This is a genomic window from Thalassospira sp. A3_1, assembly GCF_017744215.1.
GTDB lineage: Bacteria > Pseudomonadota > Alphaproteobacteria > Rhodospirillales > Thalassospiraceae > Thalassospira > Thalassospira lucentensis_A.
Map to the genome: position 1 here is coordinate 240,481 of NZ_JAGHQQ010000001.1, position 21,222 is coordinate 261,702.

A 21,222-nucleotide genomic window follows, 5' to 3' on the forward strand; every position below is an offset into this window, starting at 1 on the left:
TACATCCTTTAGTATAGTATTGCACGAGAATTTTGACCGGACGTTCCAAATTGTTCTTTTTTGCTATCTTGGGCTGCACCGGGGGATTTTCATCGCCATGTTTGCTACAGTTTTATGACAATAACGATGGGCCGATAATGAAAAAAAGGCAGCCAGGGGGACCTAGGCTGCCTTGAAATAAAGCGACATGCCTCATCAAAGAGACCGCATCCTTTGCAGGAAGGTATCGATCTGGCGGCGCAATCCGCCGCTTTGATCACCCAGATTTTCCGCCGACCCCCGCACATCGCCTGCCGCCGCATTGGTATCGGATACCGCGCCCGATACGCCCTGCATGGCGGCCGAAATCTCGCTGGTGGCCGCGGCGGCCTGTTCGACATTCTGCGATATTTCGCTGGTTGCAACCGTCTGCTGCTCGACCGCGGCGGCCACCGCCGATGCCCGTTCGCTGATATCGGTGATCATGCGAACGATTTCATCAATCGCATCCACCGCCGAACGCGTTGCCTGCTGAATGCCGTTGATCTGGGCTGAAATATCCTCGGTCGCACGCGCGGTCTGATTGGCAAGATTCTTGACCTCGCTTGCGACCACCGCAAACCCCTTGCCCGCATCGCCTGCGCGCGCCGCCTCGATGGTCGCGTTCAACGCCAGAAGGTTGGTCTGCCCGGCAATATCGTTAATCAGCCCGATCACCTCGCCAATCCGCAGGGCCGCGTCATTCAGGCCCTGGATTTCCTCATTCGTGCTTTGCGCCCGCTCACTGGCCGATTGGGCCATGCTTGATGTTTCGGTTACCTGACCGGCGATTTCATGGATCGATGCCGAAAGCTCGGTCGCCGCCGTCGCGACAAGCTGCACGTTTGACGATGCTTCCTCGGTCCCGGCGGAAACCGCGCTGGATTGTTCGGTTGCGGTATTGGCGCTGTTGCGAAGGACCTCGGACACCGTATGCAATTGCTCGACCGCGCTGCCAACCGCCGTCATCATTGTGACGACCTCGGTATCAAATTCGCGGATATAGCTTTCCTGCGTTTCAAACCGCTTGCGCTGGGCTTCTTCGGCGGCGCGCTGATCGGCTTCCAGTTTCTGGCGTTCTACCCCGTTTTCACGAAACACCAGAACCGCACGCGCCATTTCGCCGATTTCATCCTTGCGGTCGACCTCGCCCAGATCGACATCAAAATCGTTCCCGGCAAGCCGTGTCATTTTGCCGGTCAGACCGCCAATCGCATGCACAATGGCGCGTGACAGGATGATCGAAAACACCACCAGCAACACCGCACCAACCACGAAAATCCCGATGGTCATCATCAGGGCGGATTGCGCGATCTGTTCGGCTTCTTTCTGGATGCGTGCCACATTGGCCCCGATGTCGGCACCAAGCTGTTCAAGAACCGGTTCGGCACTGCTGTAATGCGTGCTGAGTTCCGCAAGCGCCTCTTCACGTTGCAGCATCGTCGCCGACAGGGTTTTGAAATCATCGACATAGGATTTCATCAAATCCGACATCGATGCCTTCTTGTCGTCCTTGATGCTGGTTGCGGCATTTAATGCCTTCAGGAAGTCGGCCAGCCGGTTATCCATCTGTGTGATGATTTCGGGATCGGGATGTGTAAGGAAATCCTTTTCAAGGCTGCGCATCATCAACATGATCATCGACATGTCTTTGGTCTGGCTCAGCCCCAGCATCGCCTCGAATTTGGCAACTTCGGCCAACGCATTTTCGATGTTCCGTGCGGCCGTATGCAGGCTGCCCAAAAGCCCGCTTTCACCATCCAGCCCGATATCACGTTGCAGGGCGACGGCTTTTTCAAATGCCGCCGCATAATTGTTGAATGCTGTGGTGATCAGATTGACATTGTCGCGGAATTCCACCAGTTGCGGGTCATTGGCAAGGGTTTCCAGACCGCTGCGAACCGCCGCAACCGTTGTCGCATGATCGGTCACGAACTGTTCATCCAGACGCAAAAGGAAATCCTTCTCGCGCCGCCTTGCATTCAGGAATTCGCGAAACACCCGATCCACCAGAAGCTGATCGGAAATTGCGTTGGCGGCTTCGTGCTCCGCCGATTTTCTTTGCTGGTCGCTGACAAACAAAACACCCGCGACAAAAACAAAAAGAACAAGCGCCACCAGCCCGACCAGTGAAATCTGGTAGACCAGCTTCATTCGTGACAGAAATTTCATCGTTTCCCCCGATGCAGTCTTTATCTTTGTTCATTCAACTTTGTTAATTCAACCTTGAGCTAAAGATTGTTACGGAAAACGTAATATTCCAGATAAATATCCGAAAAAGCCTGTTTCATAGACTTAAGGACTAGTATCGTCGGCCACCCGTACTATCTAATGCGCTTTGTCTGTCGGCATCTGACCGATACGGCGATGAACGAATGTCCTTTTCGCAACCAAGAGCCTGATCAAAAGCATGAGCATCTGGGGTAAAATCATTGGCGGCACTGCGGGCTTTGCCCTTGGCGGGCCGCTTGGCGCCATTCTGGGGGCTGCCGCCGGTCATGTCGTCGACAGGATCAAGCACAATATCCGCACCGCCCGCATTGGCGGCTATAGCGGCAGTACACAGGGCAGCTTCCCCGGCGGGCAGGATGCGCGTCAGGTCGCCTTTGCCACCGCTGTTGTCGTCCTGTCGGCCAAGATGGCCAAGGTCGATGGCGTGGTATCGCGTGATGAAATCAACGCCTTCAAGCGCGTGTTTCATATCCCGCCCGGCGAGGAAAAGAATGTCGGCCGCCTGTTTGACATGGCACGCAAATCATCGGACGGTTTTGAACCCTACGCCCAGCAGATCGCCCTTCTGTTCCGTGGTGAACGTGCTTTGCTCGAAGGCATCCTCGAAGCGCTCTATCAGATCGCCATGGCCGATGGTGCCCTGCATCCCGCCGAAAAGGATTACCTGCACAAGGTCGCAACCATATTCGGTTTTGCCGATGTTGATTTTGATCGCGTGCATCACGCCTACACCAGCCCCGGCGGCCCCGATCCCTATGAACAGCTTGGCCTTGGCCGCGATGCCAGCGACGATGACCTCAAGGCCGCCCATCGCAAACTGTCACGCGAAAACCATCCCGATACCCTGATGGCCAAGGGCATGCCGCCCGAATTCATCGAACAGGCAAACGACAAGATGGCCCGTATCAATGCCGCATGGGATCAGATCCGCAAGGAACGCGGCATTCGCTAATTTGCCACGCACGTCTGCCCTGCATGCAATGATTTCCCTTGCAAGATGCCGCGATTTGCGGTTTGCAGGGGGCACATTTTTGTGACCTCAAGCTTATCGGTTTTTCCATGGCGCCACCGCTGATCAATATAAACGATATCCGTCTGACCTTTGGCGGCAACGATCTGTTTTCCGATGTCTCCTTTGCCATCGGCGAACGGGATCGCCTGTGCCTTGTCGGGCGCAATGGCGGCGGGAAATCGACCCTGCTTAAAATCATCGCCGGTGAAATCGAGGCCGATGGCGGCGAACGTTTCGTTCAGCCGGGATGCAAGGTCGCCTATCTCAATCAGGAACCGAAATTCGATGGTTTCGCCACGGTCGAGGATTATGTGCTCTCGGCTCTGGACGAACACGAAATCGATTACGCCTATCGCGTCTATATGCTGCTGGACTCGGTCAATATCGATCCGCAGGCCGACCCGACCAAACTCTCGGGTGGTGAAGGCCGCCGCGCGGCAATTGCGCGCGCCCTGATCGCCGATCCGCAGGTCCTTCTGCTCGACGAGCCGACCAACCATCTTGACCTGCCGACCATCGAATGGCTCGAGGGCGAGATCAAAAACTTCCGCGGGGCGGTTGTCGCCATCTCGCACGACCGCGCCTTCCTGAACGCGATTTCAACCGGCATTCTGTGGCTTGATCGCGGCGTCATGCACCGCACCGATCAGAACTTCTCGAAATTCGAAGAATGGTCCGAGGAAATCTTCCGCAAGGAAGCCGAGGAACGCGCCAAGCTCGACAAGCTGATCGCCCAGGAAACCGTCTGGTCCGTGCAGGGCATCTCGGCCCGCCGCAAACGCAATCAGGGCCGTCTGCGCCGCCTTTATGATATGCGCGAAACCAGATCGCAGCAGATCGAACGCATCGGCAATGTGTCACTCGCGGCTGACGCCGGAAGCACCTCGGGCAAGGTCGTGATCGAGGCGACCGACATCACCAAATCCTTTGGCGACCGCACGATCATCTCGGGTTTCTCGACCCGTATCCTGCGTGGCGACAAGGTCGGCATTATCGGCCCGAACGGGGCTGGCAAGACAACCCTTCTTAAAATGCTGACCGGACAGCTTGAACCCGATAGCGGCACGATCAAGATCGGCACCAACCTGAATGCCAGCTATTTCGATCAGAAGCGCGCTGCCCTTGATGACACCATGACCCTGTGGGATACGCTGTGCGATATCGGCGGTGATCAGGTCATGGTGCGCGGCAATCCCCGCCATGTCGTAAGCTATCTGCGCGATTTCCTGTTTGATGAAAAACAGGCCAGAAGCCCCGTCGGTGCCCTGTCGGGTGGGGAGCGCAACCGTTTGCTTCTCGCCAAACAGCTTGCCAAGCCGACCAACCTTCTGATCATGGACGAACCGACCAACGATCTTGATATGGATACGCTTGATCTGTTGCAGGAAATGCTGGCCGATTACGAAGGTACCCTGCTTCTCGTCAGTCATGATCGTGACTTCCTTGATCGCGTCGTAACCTCGTCCATCGTGATGGAAGGCAACGGCATCGCCACCGAATATCCCGGTGGTTATTCCGACTATGTCGCGCAACGCAAACTGTCCGCCGCCCCCGCCGTGGCCGAGGAAAAGCTTGGCAGCACATCGGGCAAAGGCGGCAAAAAATCCGCCCCCGCCCCGGCAGCAAAGCCCAAGCCGACCGGCAAGATGAGCTATAAGGACCAGCGCGAATACGACAATCTGCCCGGCCAGATCGCCAAGCTTGAGGCCGAGATTGCCGAAATCGAAGCCGCCCTGTCCGATGGCAGCCTGTTCACCAAAGACCCGGATGCCTTCCAGAAAAAGGTCGACCGCATGGCCGCTGCGCGGGCCGAACTCGAAGCCGGCGAAGAACGCTGGCTCGAACTCGAAATGCTCCGCGAGGAACTCGGGCTGCCATAAGCCTGGGACCGCCGCCAAAGGCAGGCTCGCATCCCTTGCACCCTTTGGGTTCAAACCGTAATCTTCTGATCGAACATTACGGGGAATAGCCATGCGCGGCACGGTAAAACAGGATGCAATCGACGCGATTTCCAGGCTACCCGATGATGCCAGTATGAATGACATCATGTACCGGCTTTACGTGCTGGAAAATATCCGCCGCGGGCAGGATGACATCACATCGGGAAAATACCATGACATGGACACGGTAAGGGCCAAGCTTAACTCTTGGTAACCAATGCTTTACGGCACTATTCGGATCGGTCACAATTTACCCGACAGCTGAAAACAATTCACTTGTCGGGTTTCCCTTTCCATCCGATGAAGGGGCATACCGATAAACCCGCAAACGCGCCACCAGCGCCGATGCGCTTTGCCGAAAGCCCGTGCCATGCCCCTCAAAGCCGTTCTGATGGCCCTGTCCGTTGCCGTGATCTGGGGCGTCAATATGCTGACCGTCAAAGGCGCGGTCGGCGAAATCCCGCCCCTGATGCTGACCGCAATCCGCTTTGGTGCGGTTGCTGTCCTGCTGCTGCCCTTCACCAAAATGCCATCGGGGCGCTTTGGCCGTCTCGCCATTCTGTCGGTCGTCTTTGGCACCGGTCATTTCGGGGTGCTGTTCTTTGCACTGTCGATGCTTGATGCCGGGCCGGTCGCGATCATCATTCTGCTTGGCGTGCCATTTTCCTCGATGCTCGCGACCTATTTCTTCAATGACCGGCTGGGCTGGAAACGGCTTTCGGGCATGACGCTGGCCTTTGCCGGGGTGATGATCATGTTCTGGGACCCGACCATGACCGACCTGCAATTGCCCCTGTTGCTGGTGGTGTTTGCCGCCTTCATGTGGGCGGTTGCCAATGTCATGATCAAGAAACTCGGCAATATCGATACCTTCCAGCTCAATGGCTGGATGGCGCTGATGGCCGCCCCGCAATTGCTGATCCTCTCGCTTGTGCTGGAACCCACGGCTGTTGATGCGATCTTTGATGCAAGCTGGGTCGCATGGGCCAACACGACGTTCACCGTCGTGATGTCGTCCATCGTGGCCTATGGCTTCTGGTATCATCTTCTGAAAACGCAGGATGTGAATGTGGTGGTGCCGTGGTCATTGCTGGCCCCGGTGATCAGCGTCGCCGGATCGTTCATTGTCTTTAACGAACCGATCAGCACCCTTAAAATTATCGGCGGCCTGACGGTTCTGGCCGGGGTCGGCGTGATCATGCTGCGCAAACCGCCGCAGCAACAGGAACAGGGAATGGACTGACCCGCAATGCCCACAATGTCTGCCGGAAACGACAACCTCAAGAACCGCATCATCGCCCACCCCTCGCCCAATTGCGGCGACCGGCCCGGTGATGCCAAGGGGGACCGCAAGGTCGATATCCTCGTCCTGCATTATACCGGCATGCAAAGCGGTGCGGCCGCGCTGGATCGTCTGTGCGATCCGGCGGCCTCGGTCTCCAGCCACTATCTGATCGAGGAAGACGGCACCATTTTCCAATTGGTCGACGAGGATAAACGCGCCTGGCATGCCGGGCGTGGTCAGTGGCAGGAATGCGACGATGTGAATTCCAGTTCCATCGGCATTGAAATCGTCAATCCCGGCCATGAATTTGGCTATCGCGCCTTTCCCGATATTCAGATTGATGCCGTCATCGAGCTATGTCGCGATATCCTGACCCGTCATGATATCAGGCCTGATCGCATCATCGCCCATTCCGACATGGCCCCCGACCGCAAGGAAGACCCGGGCGAGCTTTTCCCGTGGGATCGGCTTGCCGCCAACGGCATCGGATTATGGGCGAGCGCGGAACCAACGAAGGATGATAACGCCTGCACCGAAACCGAATTTGACGCGATGCTGGATCGGCTGGGATACGGGCCAAACGATGCGCTTAAACGCCGCATCGCCTTTCAGCGCCACTGGCGACCGTCCGATATTTCGGGAAAGCTCGATGGTGAATGTGCTGCGATCTTGCGCGTCCTGCTGGCGAAAGCCGGGCGATAGATCGTCCGTCTACTGGGCAATCAGCCCGCCCGGATTGGCAATCGGCACGTCCGACAATCCGACATAGCGCGCAAAGCCGACCCGGCTGAAACCAAGATGCCGGCGATAGATATCATCCACCACCCCGTTCACCAGTCCGTGCGCCATTTCCCGGTCAAAATCATTGATGACCGATGCCAGTTCGGGCCGCAGGCTCATATACCGCTTGGCCGTCTCGACCGCCGGACGCAATACCTTGAACTCCATCAGGCTTTTCTGATCCCCGCCACTGAACCGCAGGCAGGCAAGATCAGTAAACAGCACATCGACATAATGCCGTTTCAGCATCTCGTAACCCTTGGCATATTCGGCGACTTCCACCGGATGCATGGTGTCATTGGCAAGGATTTCCTCGGGATAAGGCTGCCCGATGACTTTAAGCCAGTTGGTGTTATCAAGGCTTTCCGGCCCGTCATAGGTCGCAACCGTAAAGCTTGACCGCACAATCGCCACCGTCACCCGGCTGACAAGGGACTCGGCCGATGTCACAAGCCCGGTTTGATCCGCCATCGACAGATCATCCAGCAGCAAACCATCCACCGCCCCATAGCGGATTGAAAAATGGCACCGTGCAAGCGGCATCTGCACGAACGTCACCGAATGCCCGGCATCTTCCAGAAAACGGGTCGCCATATCCACCGCAAGCCCGCGGGCAACGCCCTGATCGTCATAGGCATAGGGCGTCCATTCGTCATAGCACAGGCGCACGTCTTTTGCCTGCGCTACCAACGGCACAGAACAAAAGAATAGTATCGCGCTCAAAACCCGAAGCGCCGCACCCATGGCCAATCCTTCAAATGAAAATCCGGCATCATCCATATGAAACCGGAAACAGGACATACCCCCTTACGAGGGATAAGGCAAACCCGCAGTTTTCCGGGCTTCCATGCATTTTTCACATGGTTAAAATAACGATCGTATAAGCCCCTGTAGCCACTGCTTTTTCTTGACGACGGGGTCAATGTCACCTACATCACGCCCACCAGATGGCCGGATGGCCGCCCCTGTTCTTCGGAACGGGGGAGGAAAGTCCGGGCTCCATGGAAATACGGTGCCAGTTAACGGCTGGCGGGGGCGACCCTAGGGAAAGTGCCACAGAAAGCAAACCACCTGATCGCGCAAGCCATCAGGAAAGGGTGAAAGGGTGCGGTAAGAGCGCACCGGTCCTTCAGCAATGCGGGACGCATGGTAAACCCCACCGGGAGCAAAACCTAATAGGAATGGTCGGCCGGATGCTTCGGCATTGTCGGCAGGCGGGTTTCCGCGCCACCATTCGGGTTGGTTGCAGGAGGCGTCCGGCGACGGGCGTCCCAGATGAATGGCCATCCAGTGCGGTTCGCCGCATGGACAGAACCCGGCTTACAGGCCATCTGGTTATTTCTTTTTCTGATGCCGATAACAGATCGGCGGGGACCTGCCCCGCCGTCAAATGCGTAATCGCGCGATCCGCCTTATCCGCGTTCCGCGATGGATTGCGCGAAATACTTGTCGGCATCTTCCTGCGTGCCGACGTCAAAATTCCCCGCCGTCTGATCCTTGATGATCTTGCCAAGGGTCGGCATCACCTTGCGGTCCACCTGGCTCTCGATGCTCCAAAGCTTGGATCGCATCAGCGATTTCGCACAATGCAGGAACGCTTCCTCGACCCGGATCCTGATCACCGTGATTGGCGGTTTTGGCGTATCGGCAAAATGCGCCAGCAATTCCGGATCATTATGGATTTCCGCCGTGCCATTTACGCGCAGCGTATCGTTGAAACCGGGCACGAAAAACAGCATCCCGACTTTCGGATTTTCCACAATGTTCGATAACGTATCGACACGGTTATTGCCCGGACGATCCGGCATCAGAAGCGTGTTGTCATCAAGCACCTTGATAAAGCCCGGTCCGTCGCCACGCGGGCTGACATCGCCATTGCCCTTGGCATCGGCTGATGAAATCACCGCAAAGGGCGCCAGTTCGATGAAATGCCGACAATGCGGATCAAGTTTCGGCAGCGCCTTTGAAACCGCCAATTCCATTGGCATTCCATAAATCTCGCGCAGCTTTTCATGGGTGTCGATTTTTGTCATGGGGCGCACCTTTTGCGGGAATCAGATGGGGAAACTGCGTCACCGTGAAACGCAAGTCAATCGCATTTCCCCCCGATCACCTGATCTGTCGTGCAAACCTTGGCAAACTCGCCATTCAGGCTCGCCAGCGCCACATCATGCACAAGATCGGCCGGAAAAACCCGCCCGTCGGGTAGCCTCCGCTCAAACGCAAAACACGCATCGCTGACAATCGTGACCTCAAAGCCAAGGTTCGCCGCCATCCGCGTCGTGGTATTCACGCAATGATCGGTCGATATCCCGCATAGAACGACCTTTGAAATCCCGCGTGCCCGCAAATCGGCCTCAAGCGCCGTCCCGATAAAGGCCGAATTGACCTGCTTGCCATAAACCGCCTCGTCATCCGTTGGCGTCGCAAAATCAATGAATGCATGGCCCGGATGATCGGGATAAAGCCGCGATGTCGGCGTGGTTGAGTCGTGATGCACGTGAATGACCGGTGCGCCCTTTCCCCGCCAATGCGCCAGAAGCCTCGCGCCATTGGCCTCGGCATCCGGGTTGTTGCGCTGCCCCCAATAATCAAGGTCGGCAAAGCCCTGCTGCCAGTCGATCATGATCAGGGCGGTGTTTTCGGTTTCGGTTTCGATCTCGGTCATTATCCATCTCTCCGGCTTATGTGTCTGTTGGCCCTAGATTATCCGATCCCCAGATGGCATAAATGACAACCACCCCTCATTTCAGGACAAATCCCCTTGATGCCCCCGCTACCAAATCCGCCCCGCCTCATCGTTTTCATCCTCACCCCGCAAACCGTGATGCTCGATGTCACAGGCCCGCTTCAGGCCTTTCACGAAGCCCGCGATCCAGCAAATGGCACTCCGCTTTACCGCACCCTTCTGGCCTCAAGCCACGGCGGCCCGGTTATGACCGATACCGGTATCGCCCTTGATACCGTCGCCCTTGCCGATCTTGATCCGGGCAAAATCCACACCCTGATCGCCGCCGGGTCCGATGAAATGCTTGATGCGCTGGGCGATGCCAATCTGATCGGCTGGCTTGAAAAATACCGGGGTAAAATTGCCCGCATCGGGTCGGTCTGTATCGGGGCGTTTATTCTGGGTGCCGCCGGAATGCTCAATGATCGCGCCTGTGTCACCCACTGGCGCTGGTGCGACCGCCTGCAAGCCATGTTCCCGCAAAGCCGTGTCGCCCCCGATCCGATCTTTGTTCGCGATGGCCCGGTCTGGACCTCGGCCGGGGTGACGACGGGGATTGATATGGCGGTTGCAATGATCGAACAGGATCATGGCCGTGACGCCGCCCTTGCCGTTGCGCGCAGCCTGATCGTCTTTATCCGCCGCCCCGGCGGCCAGTCACAATTCAGCCTGCCGCTTGAACATCAGGCCAATGACAGTACCGGGCGCTTTGATGATCTGCATGGCTGGATCGCGCAAAACCTTCAAACCCGCCTTTCGGTCGAAGACCTCGCCGAACAGACGGGCATGAGCCCGCGCAACTTTTCGCGCACCTACAAATCCGCCACCGGCCTGAGCCCGGCACGCGCGGTCGAACTGATGCGCCTCGAAGCCGCCAGAACCGCCCTTGAACAAACCGACAAACGCATAAGCCAAATCGCAATCAATTGTGGCTTTGGCGATGACGAACGCATGCGCCGCTGCTTCGTCAAACATCTGGGCGTAGCACCCAGCGACTACCGCGAACGGTTCAAGGCCATCACCTAAAGCCACCCCTTCCGCCTGAAATACCAAAGCGGAAGAACAGCGGATAACACCATCAACCCAATCGCCAGCGGATAACCAAACTGCCAATCAAGTTCCGGCATGACCTCAAAGTTCATGCCATAAATGCTGGCGATCAGGGTCGGCGGCAGAAATGCCGCTGCCGCGACCGAGAAAATCTTGATGATGTTGTTCTGTTCCAGATTGATCATGCCCAGCGTCGCATCGAGCAGGAACGTCACCTTGTTCGCGATGAAATTGGCATGTTCGGTGATCGACACGATATCGCGGGAAATGGTTTTAAGCCGCGTCTTGGCATCCTTTTTAAGCCGCGTCTGCGTCGACAGAAACAGCCCCAGCCGATGCAGGTTCAGCAAGCTGTCCTTGGCCTTGCCCGAAAGGTTCCCGGCCCGCCCGATGCGGCGCAGAACCGCCCGGTGATCCTGATCATGGGCCGGGTCATCGGGATTGGCGAAAACGATGTTTGATAACCCTTCAAGGTCGGCGGCCGCCTGTTCCATGATATCGGCCAGCCGGTCAACAATCTGCTCCAGCAACCCGAACAGAACCGCCTCGGCGCTCGACGCCAGCGACGGGCTGCGATTGACCCGCCGGATAAAAGTCTTGAACGGCACCGGGTCGGCATAACGCAGGGTAATCAGGGTTTTCTTGACCAGGATAAAGGTGATCGCGGTGGTTTCCGGCTCGTCACTATTGGCCTTGTTTAGCACCGATACCGTCATGAAAAGCGCGCCGTCTTCGTCATACAACCGCGATGAAAGCTCGATCTCCTGCATTTCCTCGCGCGTCGGCACCTCGATGGCAAACCGCTTTTCGATCTCGTGTATTTCGTCATCGGACGGGTTCAAAAGGTCAATCCAGACCGGCGTGCGTTCCGCCTTTGGCGGCTTTGCCACACTTTCCGCAGCACTGATTTCGCCCTCAACGGCGTCACCGCCGACCGGAGCAGCATCGTCCGCCGGTGCCGCCGTATCGTCCGACGGGGTCCGGGCCGGGGCAAAAAACTCGTTGCTGTCCATGGTCACTCTCCATCCGCGCCAGATTACTGGATATTACCAGATACCTGCCCGATACCGGTCTATTTGGGGCTTGTGCGTTTCATGTCATATGCCCGGCGGGCATGTTTTGTCACGCGCCAAGCCATGACAAATCGGTTAAACGCCACCGGGGCGCGGCATCCCCGCTATTGAAACGGTAAAACCGTCTGAAACTCAAACGGATCAATGTCCGGATCGTTCCCGCGCTTTTCATCAAACTGCGTCTTGGCATAGGTAAGGAACTCATCCTTGCTGATCATTTTGTCAGAATTGGCATCAACCCCGCCAAACAGCAATTCCAGCCGCCGGCTTTCGGTCCGCAGCCGCTGCCGGTTGGCCTCCGCCGTGCCCGGCAATGCCTCGACCGCGGCAAATTCACGTCCCACCAGAACACTGTCGCCATTGATATCACGCCGCCGGAACATCCAGCTCGCATAGGACGCGGCCTCGTCCGCACTGATCCGCCCGTCATGATCCATATCGATCGGATGATATTGCTGCCGATACATTGTCACCTGTTCGGGAATGCCGGTTGCCGCTGCGCTCGCCGCATTCTGCTTTGCCAGCGCCTTGGCAATCGCATCCTCAAGTCCGGGGATGGCCGCCGCACCCGTGCCGTTGGTGCCGGGGCCCGTCGGCACGCCCTCGCCATCCTCAAGCCCGCCCAACCCGTTCAGCGCACCAAGCCCGCCAAGCCCGAACTGCCCCATCAATTGCGGATTGTTCTGCAATTGCTGCATGATCAGGGGCAATAACTGGCGCATTTCCGGCGACGTGACCTCGGGCGAAATCGTCGCACTGCCCTTGTCCATCTGAAGGCTTTGGGCATGCACCGGCGTCCGAATGCCAAAAACTGCCACCAGGGCACAAATCATTAACAATATGGCAGCTTTTTTCCGCAACACTCGTTCCCTTCGCCTGTCCTGAGGCTGCCCCGCATCAGGATCACCATCATAGCATATCAGCACGGACCGGATCGCGGGCAACATTGCCCCATCAAAACCGATTAACGATCAAATGCCAATCCCCGAAGCTGGGATCGGTCCCAAACCGGATCATCGCCATGTTGCGTGAAATGTCTCTCCATCATCCCGTCACATCCCATGCAGGACAAAAATGGTCTGCGAATGGATTTGCATGGGCGGGCATGGGGACGCGTGTGGGTTTTGATGGGCAAGAGCCGAAAATCACCCGGAAAACGGTTACTTTTGGCCCATTTGCCCCCCATTCCGATATGCCCCAAAGCCGCAGGAAACCACATTATTACCCTATTTGATCCCATCAATTCCCATTGACCCCCATCAAAACCCATGATACCCCATAACTAGGCACATTTACGGTGTCATGCGGGGCATATCCATTTCGACGCGGAAACTGATCATTCTCTGGCGGTTCGAAATGGGTTTTTGATCAGGGGAATGGCGAAGTGCTGTTCACAGGAACGCACATTCACAAGCTGGACCGAAAAGGGCGCGTCTCCGTGCCCAAGCGGTTCCGTGCGACCCTGGAACGCGAAACCTTCGCTGGCATCTATCTGTATCAATCCCACAAGGAAGCCGCCCTTGAAGGCTGTGGCGAAAGCCACATGGACCGCATCGCCGCGTCGATTGACGAACTGGCGATGTTCTCGGACGAGGCCGACGACCTTGCCGATACCATTCTTGGCGCATCCCACATGCTGCCGTTTGACGGCGAAGGCCGCATCATTCTGCCCCCGGAACTGATCGAATTCGCCCGCATCGAAGATCAGGTCGCCTTTGTTGGCCGTGGCCGCACCTTCCGCATCTGGAACCCGGAAATCTTCAAACCGCTGCAGGACGCAAGCCGCACCCGCACCTTCAATCGCGGATCGACCCTCAAACTGAAACCGGCATCCGATTTCGCGCCGGGCAGCCGCCCCGCTGGCCCGACCGGCGAAACCGCCCCGGATGAAGAGGGACCAGATGATGGGGGGAGCGCGTAATGAGCATCCATGACCTCAGCTTCGCCACAGGCGATGGCCCGCACAAGCCGGTGCTGTTGCGCGAAGTTCTCGATGCCCTGTCCCCCGGGACCGGCGAGATCATGGTGGACGGAACTTTTGGCGCGGGTGGATATTCCCGCGCCATTCTCGATCATGCGGACTGCGAACTTTACGCCATTGACCGTGACCCGACCGCCGTTGCCACCGGCAGGGCGATGGAAGCCGATTATGCCAATCGCTTCCACATGGTCGAAGGCTGCTTTGGCGATATGGGCACCCTTCTGCCCGCCGCTGGCGTTGATCAGGTTGACGGCATCGTTCTTGATATCGGCGTATCTTCCATGCAGCTTGATCAGGCCGACCGCGGATTTTCCTTCCGCGAAGACGGGCCGCTGGATATGCGCATGTCGATGTCCGGCCCGACCGCGGCCGATTTCGTCAATACCGCCGACGAGGAAGACATCGCCAATGTCATCTATCGTTATGGCGAGGAACGCGCATCGCGCAAGGTCGCGCACAAGATCGTTGAAATGCGCGCCGAGGCGCCCTTTGAAACCACCCTGCAACTGGCCCGTGCGGTCCGCTCTGTCGTGCGCAAATCCAAGGACGGCATTGATCCCGCCACCCGCACTTTCCAGGGGCTTCGCATTTACGTCAATGACGAGCTCGGCGAACTTGAACGCGCCATGCAGGCGGCAGAAGACCTTTTGAAACCGGGTGGCCGTCTGGTCATCGTGACCTTCCATTCGCTCGAAGACCGCAGTGTCAAAACCTTCATGAAGGAACGCTCCGGCGATCCGTCGAAAATGTCGCGCCGCCTTCCGGGCGAGCCAGAGGTCGCAACCCCGACCTTCACCACCATCACGCGCAAGGCCGTGACCGCACAAAAGGACGAACTGCGCGCCAATCCGCGTGCGCGGTCGGCCAAACTGCGTGCGGTTGCCCGTAACGAACAGCCCCCAATGACAGGAGGTCGCAAATGACACGTGCCATGACCTTTATCGGGCTGTTTCTGACCATCGTTATCGGGGCGGGCACCTATTGGGTGTCGCACGAAGTCGAACGCCTTGAAAAACAGTATGCCGTCATTCAGTCGGACATCCTCAACGAACAGGAAACCATCCACGTCCTTGACGCGGAATGGAGCTACCTGAACAGTCCGCAGCGCGTTGAAACGCTCGCCAATACCTATCTCAAGCTTGATCAGATCACCCCGCTTCAGATGGCAAGCATCAATGACCTGCCTGAAAATGCCGATCTGCATCAATACCGTCTTGATAAATTCGGCGAGGCCGTGGCCTTCCTGCCGGTACCGCGTGCGCGCCCCGATGAACTGGCCCCGGACGAAGCCGCCGAAGCCATGATCATCAATTCCCCGTCGCTCGCCAGCGTTCAGGAGGGCGGAGAATGAGCTTCTATCGTTTCTCATACTGGCTGCGCGGCGACCGCCCGGAACTGGGCCCTGATCAACGCGAACGTCACGCGATTGAAACCGCGCGCAACCGCATCTTCATTACCGGTGCGATGTTTGCCGTCGGCTTTGTCTGGATCACCGCCGGTCTGGTCGATGCCACCGTTCTGCGTCAGGGCAACGAACCCGAAATGGCATCGGGATCGGACACCCGCGAACTTAAAACCGAACGTGCCGATATCGTTGATCGCAACGGCATGCTGCTTGCGACCGATCTTCCAACCAATTCGCTTTATGCCGATGCGCGCGTAATCAAGGACCCGGTTGGCTCGGCCGATCAATTGCTGACCGTCCTGCCCGATCTGGATCGCGACACCCTGATCCGTCATCTAAGCTCGCAAAAGGCTTTCGTCTGGATCCGTCGCAACCTGACACCCGAACAGCAATATGCGGTTAACTCGCTTGGCGTACCGGGGCTTAATTTCCAGCGCGAAGAACGCCGCGTCTATCCGCATGGCCGCCTGTTTGCCCATGTGCTGGGCTTCACCGATATCGACAATAACGGCATCGCCGGTGCGGAACGCAAATTTGATAACGAACTGCGCATCAATAACGGTCCGCTGCAACTCTCCCTTGATACCCGCATTCAATACGCGCTCGAGGAAGAAGTCGAAAACGCGATGAAGACCTATGACGCGGTCGGTGCGACCGGCATGGTCATGGATATCTATACCGGCGAAGTGCTGGGCATGATGTCGCTGCCCGATTTTGATCCGCACCGCCCCGGTCAGGCACCAGCTGACGCGCGCTTTAACCGCGCGACGCTGGGCGTTTATGAAATGGGCTCGGTGTTCAAGCTGTTTAACACCGCGATTGCGCTTGAAACCGGCACCGTCAATCTCGACAGCATGTATGACGCCTCCCAGCCGATCCGCGTCGGGCGCTTCGCGATTAGCGACTATCGCGGCGAAAACCGCTGGCTGTCGGTGTCCGAGATCATCAAATATTCGTCAAACATTGGTTCCGCCCGCATCGCCCTTGATTTCGGGACCGAGACCCAGCGCAAATATCTCAAGAAATTCGGCATCCTCGACACACCACAGATCGAGCTGCCCGAAGTCGGCTCTCCGCTTGTGCCCAATCCGTGGCGCGAAGTGAACACCATGACCATTTCCTTTGGCCATGGTCTTGCCGTGACACCGCTTCAGGTCGTCAGCGGCATCTCCGCCCTTGCAAATGGCGGCATTTTGCGTCCGGCAACGATCCTCAAACAGGACGGCGCACCGGCGGGTGAACGCGTTATTTCCCGGCAAACCTCGGACAAGATGCGGCGCCTGATGCGCCTCGTCGTGACCGATGGATCGGGCAAAAAGGCTGAAGTTCCGGGTTACTTCCTTGGGGGTAAAACCGGGACGTCGGAAAAACTCGTGAACGGGCGCTATGTCAAGAACGCCCGCATGTCGACCTTTGTCGCCGCCTTCCCGATGCAGGACCCGAAATATGTGGTTCTGGTGACGCTGGACGAGCCCAAAGGCACAAAAGAAACCTATGGATTTGCCACAGCCGGTTGGGTGTCCGCCCCGGCAGTCGGCAAGGTTGTGACACGTATTGCTCCCCTTCTGGGCATTGAACCGGCGAATGCGAAGGCGCCGGAGATTGAGCAAGCGCTGCATATCGACCTTCGCAAGGGGGAGCGCAAACTTGCGTCTTTCTGAACTCATGGCAGGTGATCAAGCGGCACTTAAACATGCCGACGGACAGGACCCGAACATTACGGGCCTGACAGCAGACTCACGCACCGTGAAGGATGGCTATCTGTTTGCCGCCCTGTCTGGTGCCAAAACCGACGGATCGAAATACATCAATGATGCGATCCGGCTGGGTGCAGCCGCCATCCTTGCAAAGGAAGGCACCCCCAAACCCGCCGCCGCGACGGTTCCGCTGATCCCGGTGGAAAACCCGCGCCAGCGTTACGCACAACTGGCCGCGCGTTTCTATGGCAAACAGCCGGCCAATATCGCGGCGATTACCGGTACGAACGGCAAAACCTCCACCGCCGTTTTCACCGAACAGCTCTGGACGATCCTTGGCAATATGTCGGGCTCGATCGGCACACTCGGCATTCGTGCCGCCGGTGCGAAAATCCCCGGATCACTCACCACCCCCGATCCGGTCGCCCTGCATCAAAGCCTTAATGAAATGGCTGAAATCGGTGTCACCCATGTCGCGATGGAAGCCTCCTCGCACGGGCTTGACCAGCATCGCCTTGACGGGGTGAAAGTCACGGTTGCCGCCTTTACCAACCTGACCCGTGATCACCTTGATTATCACGGCAATTTCGAAAAATACTTCGCTGCCAAGGCCCGCCTGTTTGCTGATCTTCTGGCCGAAAACGGCACGGCGGTTCTCAATGCCGATGTCCCGCAATTCAAAATCCTGCGCTCGATGTGCGAGGGACGCGGCATTTCGGTAATGTCCTATGGCCTTGCCGCCGATGATATCAAACTGCTCGAAGCCAAGCCCGATGCCACCGGCACCAAGCTCAAGCTCGCCATCGAAAAAGGCGAATATGGCGTGCATCTGCCCCTCATGGGCTCCTTCCAGGTGATGAACGCATTGGCCGCCCTTGGCATCGTCATTGCGTCGGGTGCCGATGTCGATGATGCGGTTGCCGCCCTTGAAAAGCTTGAAGGTGTGCGGGGCCGCATGGAACTGGTTGGCAAAACCAGCTTCGGCGCACCGGTCTTTGTTGATTACGCCCACACGCCTGATGCGCTTGAAACCGTGATCAAGGCCGTCCGCCCGCACGCCAAGGGCCGCATCATCTGCGTCTTTGGTGCAGGTGGGGATCGTGACACCGGCAAACGCCCGGAAATGGGTCGCGTGGTCAAGGAAAACGCCGATATCGCCATCATCACCGATGACAACCCCCGAAGCGAAGACCCCGCCAAAATCCGTGCCGCGATCAAGGCCGCCTGCGAAGGTGCGGTTGAAATCGGCGACCGGGCCGAGGCGATCAAACGCGGCATTGGTATCTTGCAACGCAACGATATTCTTATTATTGCCGGAAAAGGCCATGAAAGAGGCCAAATTGTCGGCGATACGGTTCTGCCTTTCGATGATGCCGCGGTCGCGCGCAACATCCTTCTGGGCGGTAACTGATTGATTTTAAAACCAGCCACGACGCCAAAGATCGTGCTGGATGCGGATACGAAAGAAACCCAAAAATGACCAAGGCTGTTTTATGGACGGCAAAAGACGCCGAAAAAGCCACCGGGGGCAAGGCAACCGGCAACTGGCAGGCGTCCGGCGTATCGATTGACAGCCGCAAGGCCGCCAAGGGCGATCTGTTCATCGCGCTCAAGGGGCCCAATTTCGATGGTCACAAATTCGCCCAGACCGCCCTTGATAACGGCTGTGCGGCGGCGATGGTGTCGGACACCAAAACCCTTGGCAATGGCGCACCGGCCCTTGTGGTCGATGATACGCTTGATGCGATGGTCCACCTTGGCCTTGCCGGGCGCGAACGCTCCGATGCGAAAATCATCGCGATCACCGGCTCTGTCGGCAAGACCGGCACCAAAGAGGCGCTCAAATACGTTCTGAACGAACAGGCCCTGACCCACGCCAGCCCCGCCAGCTTCAATAACCATTGGGGTGTGCCCATGAGCCTCGCCACCCTGCCGGTGGCGGCCGAATATGGCGTATTTGAAATCGGCATGAACCATCCCGGCGAAATCAGCCCGCTGGTCAAGATGGTCCGCCCCAAGGTCGCCCTGATCACAACCGTCGTCGGCGCGCATACCGAATATTTCAGGGACGAGGCCGAAATCGCACAGGCCAAGGCTGAAATCTTTGATGGCCTTGATGCCGATGGCACCGTGATCCTCAACCGCGACAACCTGCATTATTTTGCATTGGCCAGGCGCGCGAAGGAACTCGGCATCAAGAATATCAAATGCTTTGGCACCGATGCCATGGCCGATTACCGCCTGTTCGAAGCCAACATTGTCACCAATGGTTCTGCCGTGCGTGCGCGCATCGGCGGCCGTGACATCGAATATTTCATCGGCTGCCCCGGCGAACACTGGGTTCTGAACTCGCTTGCGGTTCTGGCCTGTGTTGATGCGATTGGCGGCGATGTGCTGCGCGCCGCACAGGATCTGGCCGATTTCACCCCGCCTGCCGGGCGCGGTGAAACCCATATTCTGCCGCTGCCCAACGGGGCTGATGGCACCTATACCCTGATTGACGATGCCTATAACGCCAACCCGACCTCGATGATGGCGGGGCTGAGCGTGCTGGCCCAAAGCAAACCCGAAGGATCGGGGCGCAGGATCGCGGTTCTGGGCGATATGCGCGAACTGGGCGATGGTGCGCAAAAACTGCATGCGGACCTGCATCAGCCACTGGTTGCCCTTGGCATCGAACGTGTTTATACGGTCGGCCCGCTGATGGCCAACCTTGCGGAAACCCTGCCGGGCGAACTCCATGCCGGCCATTTTGACGCCGCCGAAGACGCAATTGACCCGATAAAGGCCGATTTGCAGGCGGATGACGTGGTTTTGGTCAAAGGATCGCTTGGCATTTACGTTTCGAAAATTGTCTCGGCCTTAAAATCACCGGATGGCGCATCTGGCGCTGCATCCAAAAGTTAAGACGCAGAAGGAACCCCCGGGGCGATGCTCTATAATCTGCTTTATCCGCTGGCCGACCAGTTTCCGATCTTCAACCTGTTCCGTTACATCACGTTCCGGACCGGCGGCGCGATTATCACATCGCTTATTCTGGCCTTTGTGCTTGGCCCGTCCCTGATCAACTGGCTGCGCTCCAAACAAAGCGAAGGCCAGCCGATCCGCGATGACGGCCCCGAAAGCCACCTTCTGACCAAAAAGGGCACGCCAACCATGGGCGGCCTTTTGCTGTTGCTGTGCACCTCCATCGGCACCCTTTTGTGGGCGGATTTGTCCAATGCCTATGTCTGGGCGGTGCTGCTGGTGACCATCGGTTACGGGTTCCTGGGCTTCCTTGATGATTTCCTGAAAGTCTCCAAACGCAATACCAAGGGCCTGCCGGGCAAACTCAAGCTGCTCGGCCAGTTTTCGATTGCCGCGGCGGCTGCATGGTGGATTTCCACCAACACCGCCGATCCGCTGTCAACCGCCCTTGCCTTCCCGTTTTTCAAGAACTTCCTGCTTGATCTCGGCTGGTTCTTTGTGCCCTTTGCCATGTTTGTCATGGTCGGCGCGTCCAACGCGGTCAACCTGACCGATGGCCTTGATGGCCTTGCCATCGTGCCGGTCATGATTGCGGCGGCCAGCTTCGCGCTGATCACCTATCTGATCGGCAACATCCAGTTCGCCGAATATCTGCAGGTCCATTATGTCGCCGGATCGGGCGAACTGACCATCTTCCTGGGTGCCCTTGTCGGGGCTGGTCTTGGCTTCCTGTGGTATAACGCCCCGCCTGCCATGGTGTTCATGGGCGATACCGGGTCGCTTGCTTTGGGTGGTGCGCTGGGTGCCGTTTCGGTTGTCACCAAACACGAACTGGTCCTTGCCATCATTGGCGGTCTGTTTGTCCTTGAAACGCTGTCGGTGATCATTCAGGTCGGATCGTTCAAAATGACCGGCAAGCGCGTGTTTCGCATGGCGCCGCTGCATCACCATTTCGAAAAAAAGGGCTGGCAGGAACCGACCATCGTTATCCGGTTCTGGATCATTGCCGTCATTCTGGCCCTTGTCGGGCTGGCAACGCTTAAACTCCGTTAAA

Annotated in this window: 19 protein-coding genes and 1 other RNA gene; 14 read left to right on the forward strand and 6 right to left on the reverse strand. The window is 57.5% G+C overall.

The genetic code is table 11. From position 1 onward, the window contains the following. Positions 1 to 195: 195 nt before the first annotated feature. A complete protein-coding gene (locus J7395_RS01110) occupies positions 196 to 2,190 on the reverse strand; it encodes a HAMP domain-containing methyl-accepting chemotaxis protein (protein ID WP_209220267.1) in 1,995 nt (664 codons plus the stop codon). A 238-nt stretch (positions 2,191 to 2,428) separates the two neighbouring features. Between J7395_RS01110 and J7395_RS01115 the strand changes: the two genes are divergently transcribed. The 5 genes from J7395_RS01115 to J7395_RS01135 all read left to right on the forward strand — a co-directional run bounded on the left by J7395_RS01115 (position 2,429) and on the right by J7395_RS01135 (position 7,189). Beyond that, positions 2,429 to 3,202 (forward strand): TerB family tellurite resistance protein, encoded by a 774-nt coding sequence (locus tag J7395_RS01115; RefSeq protein ID WP_209220268.1) that lies wholly within the window; start codon positions 2,429 to 2,431, stop codon positions 3,200 to 3,202. 107 nt (positions 3,203 to 3,309) lie between these two features. Next, positions 3,310 to 5,142 carry an ATP-binding cassette domain-containing protein gene (locus tag J7395_RS01120; RefSeq protein WP_209220269.1) on the forward strand — a complete coding sequence of 611 codons (1,833 nt, stop codon included), beginning with the start codon at positions 3,310 to 3,312 and terminating at the stop codon, positions 5,140 to 5,142. Between the two features lie 91 nt (positions 5,143 to 5,233). Next, positions 5,234 to 5,416, forward strand: a complete 183-nt coding sequence (locus J7395_RS01125) for a hypothetical protein (RefSeq protein WP_114123976.1) — start codon at positions 5,234 to 5,236, stop codon at positions 5,414 to 5,416. A 156-nt stretch (positions 5,417 to 5,572) separates the two neighbouring features. After that, complete coding sequence (locus J7395_RS01130; protein WP_062958465.1) at positions 5,573 to 6,445, forward strand: EamA family transporter; 873 nt, start codon at positions 5,573 to 5,575, stop codon at positions 6,443 to 6,445. A gap of 15 nt (positions 6,446 to 6,460) precedes the next feature. Next, on the forward strand, positions 6,461 to 7,189 hold the full coding sequence (locus J7395_RS01135) for an N-acetylmuramoyl-L-alanine amidase (RefSeq protein WP_209220992.1): 729 nt from the start codon (positions 6,461 to 6,463) through the stop codon (positions 7,187 to 7,189). 9 nt (positions 7,190 to 7,198) lie between these two features. On the opposite strand, the gene J7395_RS01140 is transcribed toward J7395_RS01135, so the two are convergent. Continuing rightward, complete coding sequence (locus J7395_RS01140; RefSeq protein WP_181850618.1) at positions 7,199 to 8,011, reverse strand: transporter substrate-binding domain-containing protein; 813 nt, start codon at positions 8,009 to 8,011, stop codon at positions 7,199 to 7,201. Positions 8,012 to 8,210: 199 nt separating this feature from the next. Here J7395_RS01140 and rnpB point away from each other — a divergent pair. Next, positions 8,211 to 8,606, forward strand: an RNA gene (gene rnpB, locus J7395_RS01145) — RNase P RNA component class A. 73 nt (positions 8,607 to 8,679) lie between these two features. Here rnpB and J7395_RS01150 read toward each other — a convergent pair. Together J7395_RS01150 and J7395_RS01155 are read right to left on the reverse strand one after the other, a co-directional pair. Beyond that, positions 8,680 to 9,300: a pyridoxamine 5'-phosphate oxidase family protein gene (locus J7395_RS01150; RefSeq protein WP_062947692.1), complete on the reverse strand. Its 621-nt coding sequence runs from the start codon at positions 9,298 to 9,300 to the stop codon at positions 8,680 to 8,682. 56 nt (positions 9,301 to 9,356) lie between these two features. Continuing rightward, positions 9,357 to 9,935 (reverse strand): cysteine hydrolase family protein, encoded by a 579-nt coding sequence (locus tag J7395_RS01155; RefSeq protein ID WP_209220270.1) that lies wholly within the window; start codon positions 9,933 to 9,935, stop codon positions 9,357 to 9,359. Between the two features lie 99 nt (positions 9,936 to 10,034). Between J7395_RS01155 and J7395_RS01160 the strand changes: the two genes are divergently transcribed. Beyond that, positions 10,035 to 11,021, forward strand: a complete 987-nt coding sequence (locus tag J7395_RS01160; protein WP_209220271.1) for a helix-turn-helix domain-containing protein — start codon at positions 10,035 to 10,037, stop codon at positions 11,019 to 11,021. Here the strand turns inward: J7395_RS01160 and corA are convergent. Beyond that, entirely contained in the window at positions 11,018 to 12,058 is a 1,041-nt protein-coding gene (gene corA / locus J7395_RS01165) for a magnesium/cobalt transporter CorA (protein WP_209220272.1), read from the reverse strand. The genes J7395_RS01160 and corA overlap by 4 nt on opposite strands. 164 nt (positions 12,059 to 12,222) lie before the next feature. Next, on the reverse strand, positions 12,223 to 12,936 hold the full coding sequence (locus J7395_RS01170; protein WP_348541197.1) for a hypothetical protein: 714 nt from the start codon (positions 12,934 to 12,936) through the stop codon (positions 12,223 to 12,225). Positions 12,937 to 13,502: 566 nt separating this feature from the next. Between J7395_RS01170 and J7395_RS01175 the strand changes: the two genes are divergently transcribed. The 7 genes from J7395_RS01175 (at position 13,503) to mraY (ending at position 21,221) form a co-directional block, all read left to right on the forward strand. Then, complete coding sequence (locus J7395_RS01175; protein ID WP_209220273.1) at positions 13,503 to 14,039, forward strand: division/cell wall cluster transcriptional repressor MraZ; 537 nt, start codon at positions 13,503 to 13,505, stop codon at positions 14,037 to 14,039. Beyond that, complete coding sequence (gene rsmH / locus J7395_RS01180; RefSeq protein ID WP_209220274.1) at positions 14,039 to 15,022, forward strand: 16S rRNA (cytosine(1402)-N(4))-methyltransferase RsmH; 984 nt, start codon at positions 14,039 to 14,041, stop codon at positions 15,020 to 15,022. The genes J7395_RS01175 and rsmH overlap by 1 nt, the downstream gene beginning before the upstream one ends. After that, complete coding sequence (locus tag J7395_RS01185) at positions 15,019 to 15,450, forward strand: hypothetical protein (RefSeq protein WP_062947706.1); 432 nt, start codon at positions 15,019 to 15,021, stop codon at positions 15,448 to 15,450. The genes rsmH and J7395_RS01185 overlap by 4 nt, the downstream gene beginning before the upstream one ends. Next, the gene (locus J7395_RS01190) at positions 15,447 to 17,165 is read left to right on the forward strand and encodes a penicillin-binding protein 2 (RefSeq protein WP_062947708.1); all 1,719 of its coding nucleotides are present in this window, start codon (positions 15,447 to 15,449) and stop codon (positions 17,163 to 17,165) included. Before J7395_RS01185 ends, J7395_RS01190 begins: the two co-directional genes overlap by 4 nt. After that, positions 17,152 to 18,612, forward strand: coding sequence for a UDP-N-acetylmuramoyl-L-alanyl-D-glutamate--2,6-diaminopimelate ligase (locus J7395_RS01195; protein ID WP_209220275.1), 1,461 nt, complete (start codon positions 17,152 to 17,154; stop codon positions 18,610 to 18,612). Before J7395_RS01190 ends, J7395_RS01195 begins: the two co-directional genes overlap by 14 nt. Positions 18,613 to 18,677: 65 nt before the next feature. Then, on the forward strand, positions 18,678 to 20,108 hold the full coding sequence (gene murF / locus J7395_RS01200) for a UDP-N-acetylmuramoyl-tripeptide--D-alanyl-D-alanine ligase (protein WP_209220276.1): 1,431 nt from the start codon (positions 18,678 to 18,680) through the stop codon (positions 20,106 to 20,108). Positions 20,109 to 20,132: 24 nt separating this feature from the next. Beyond that, positions 20,133 to 21,221, forward strand: a complete 1,089-nt coding sequence (gene mraY / locus J7395_RS01205) for a phospho-N-acetylmuramoyl-pentapeptide-transferase (RefSeq protein ID WP_062947714.1) — start codon at positions 20,133 to 20,135, stop codon at positions 21,219 to 21,221. Position 21,222 lies beyond the last annotated feature (1 nt).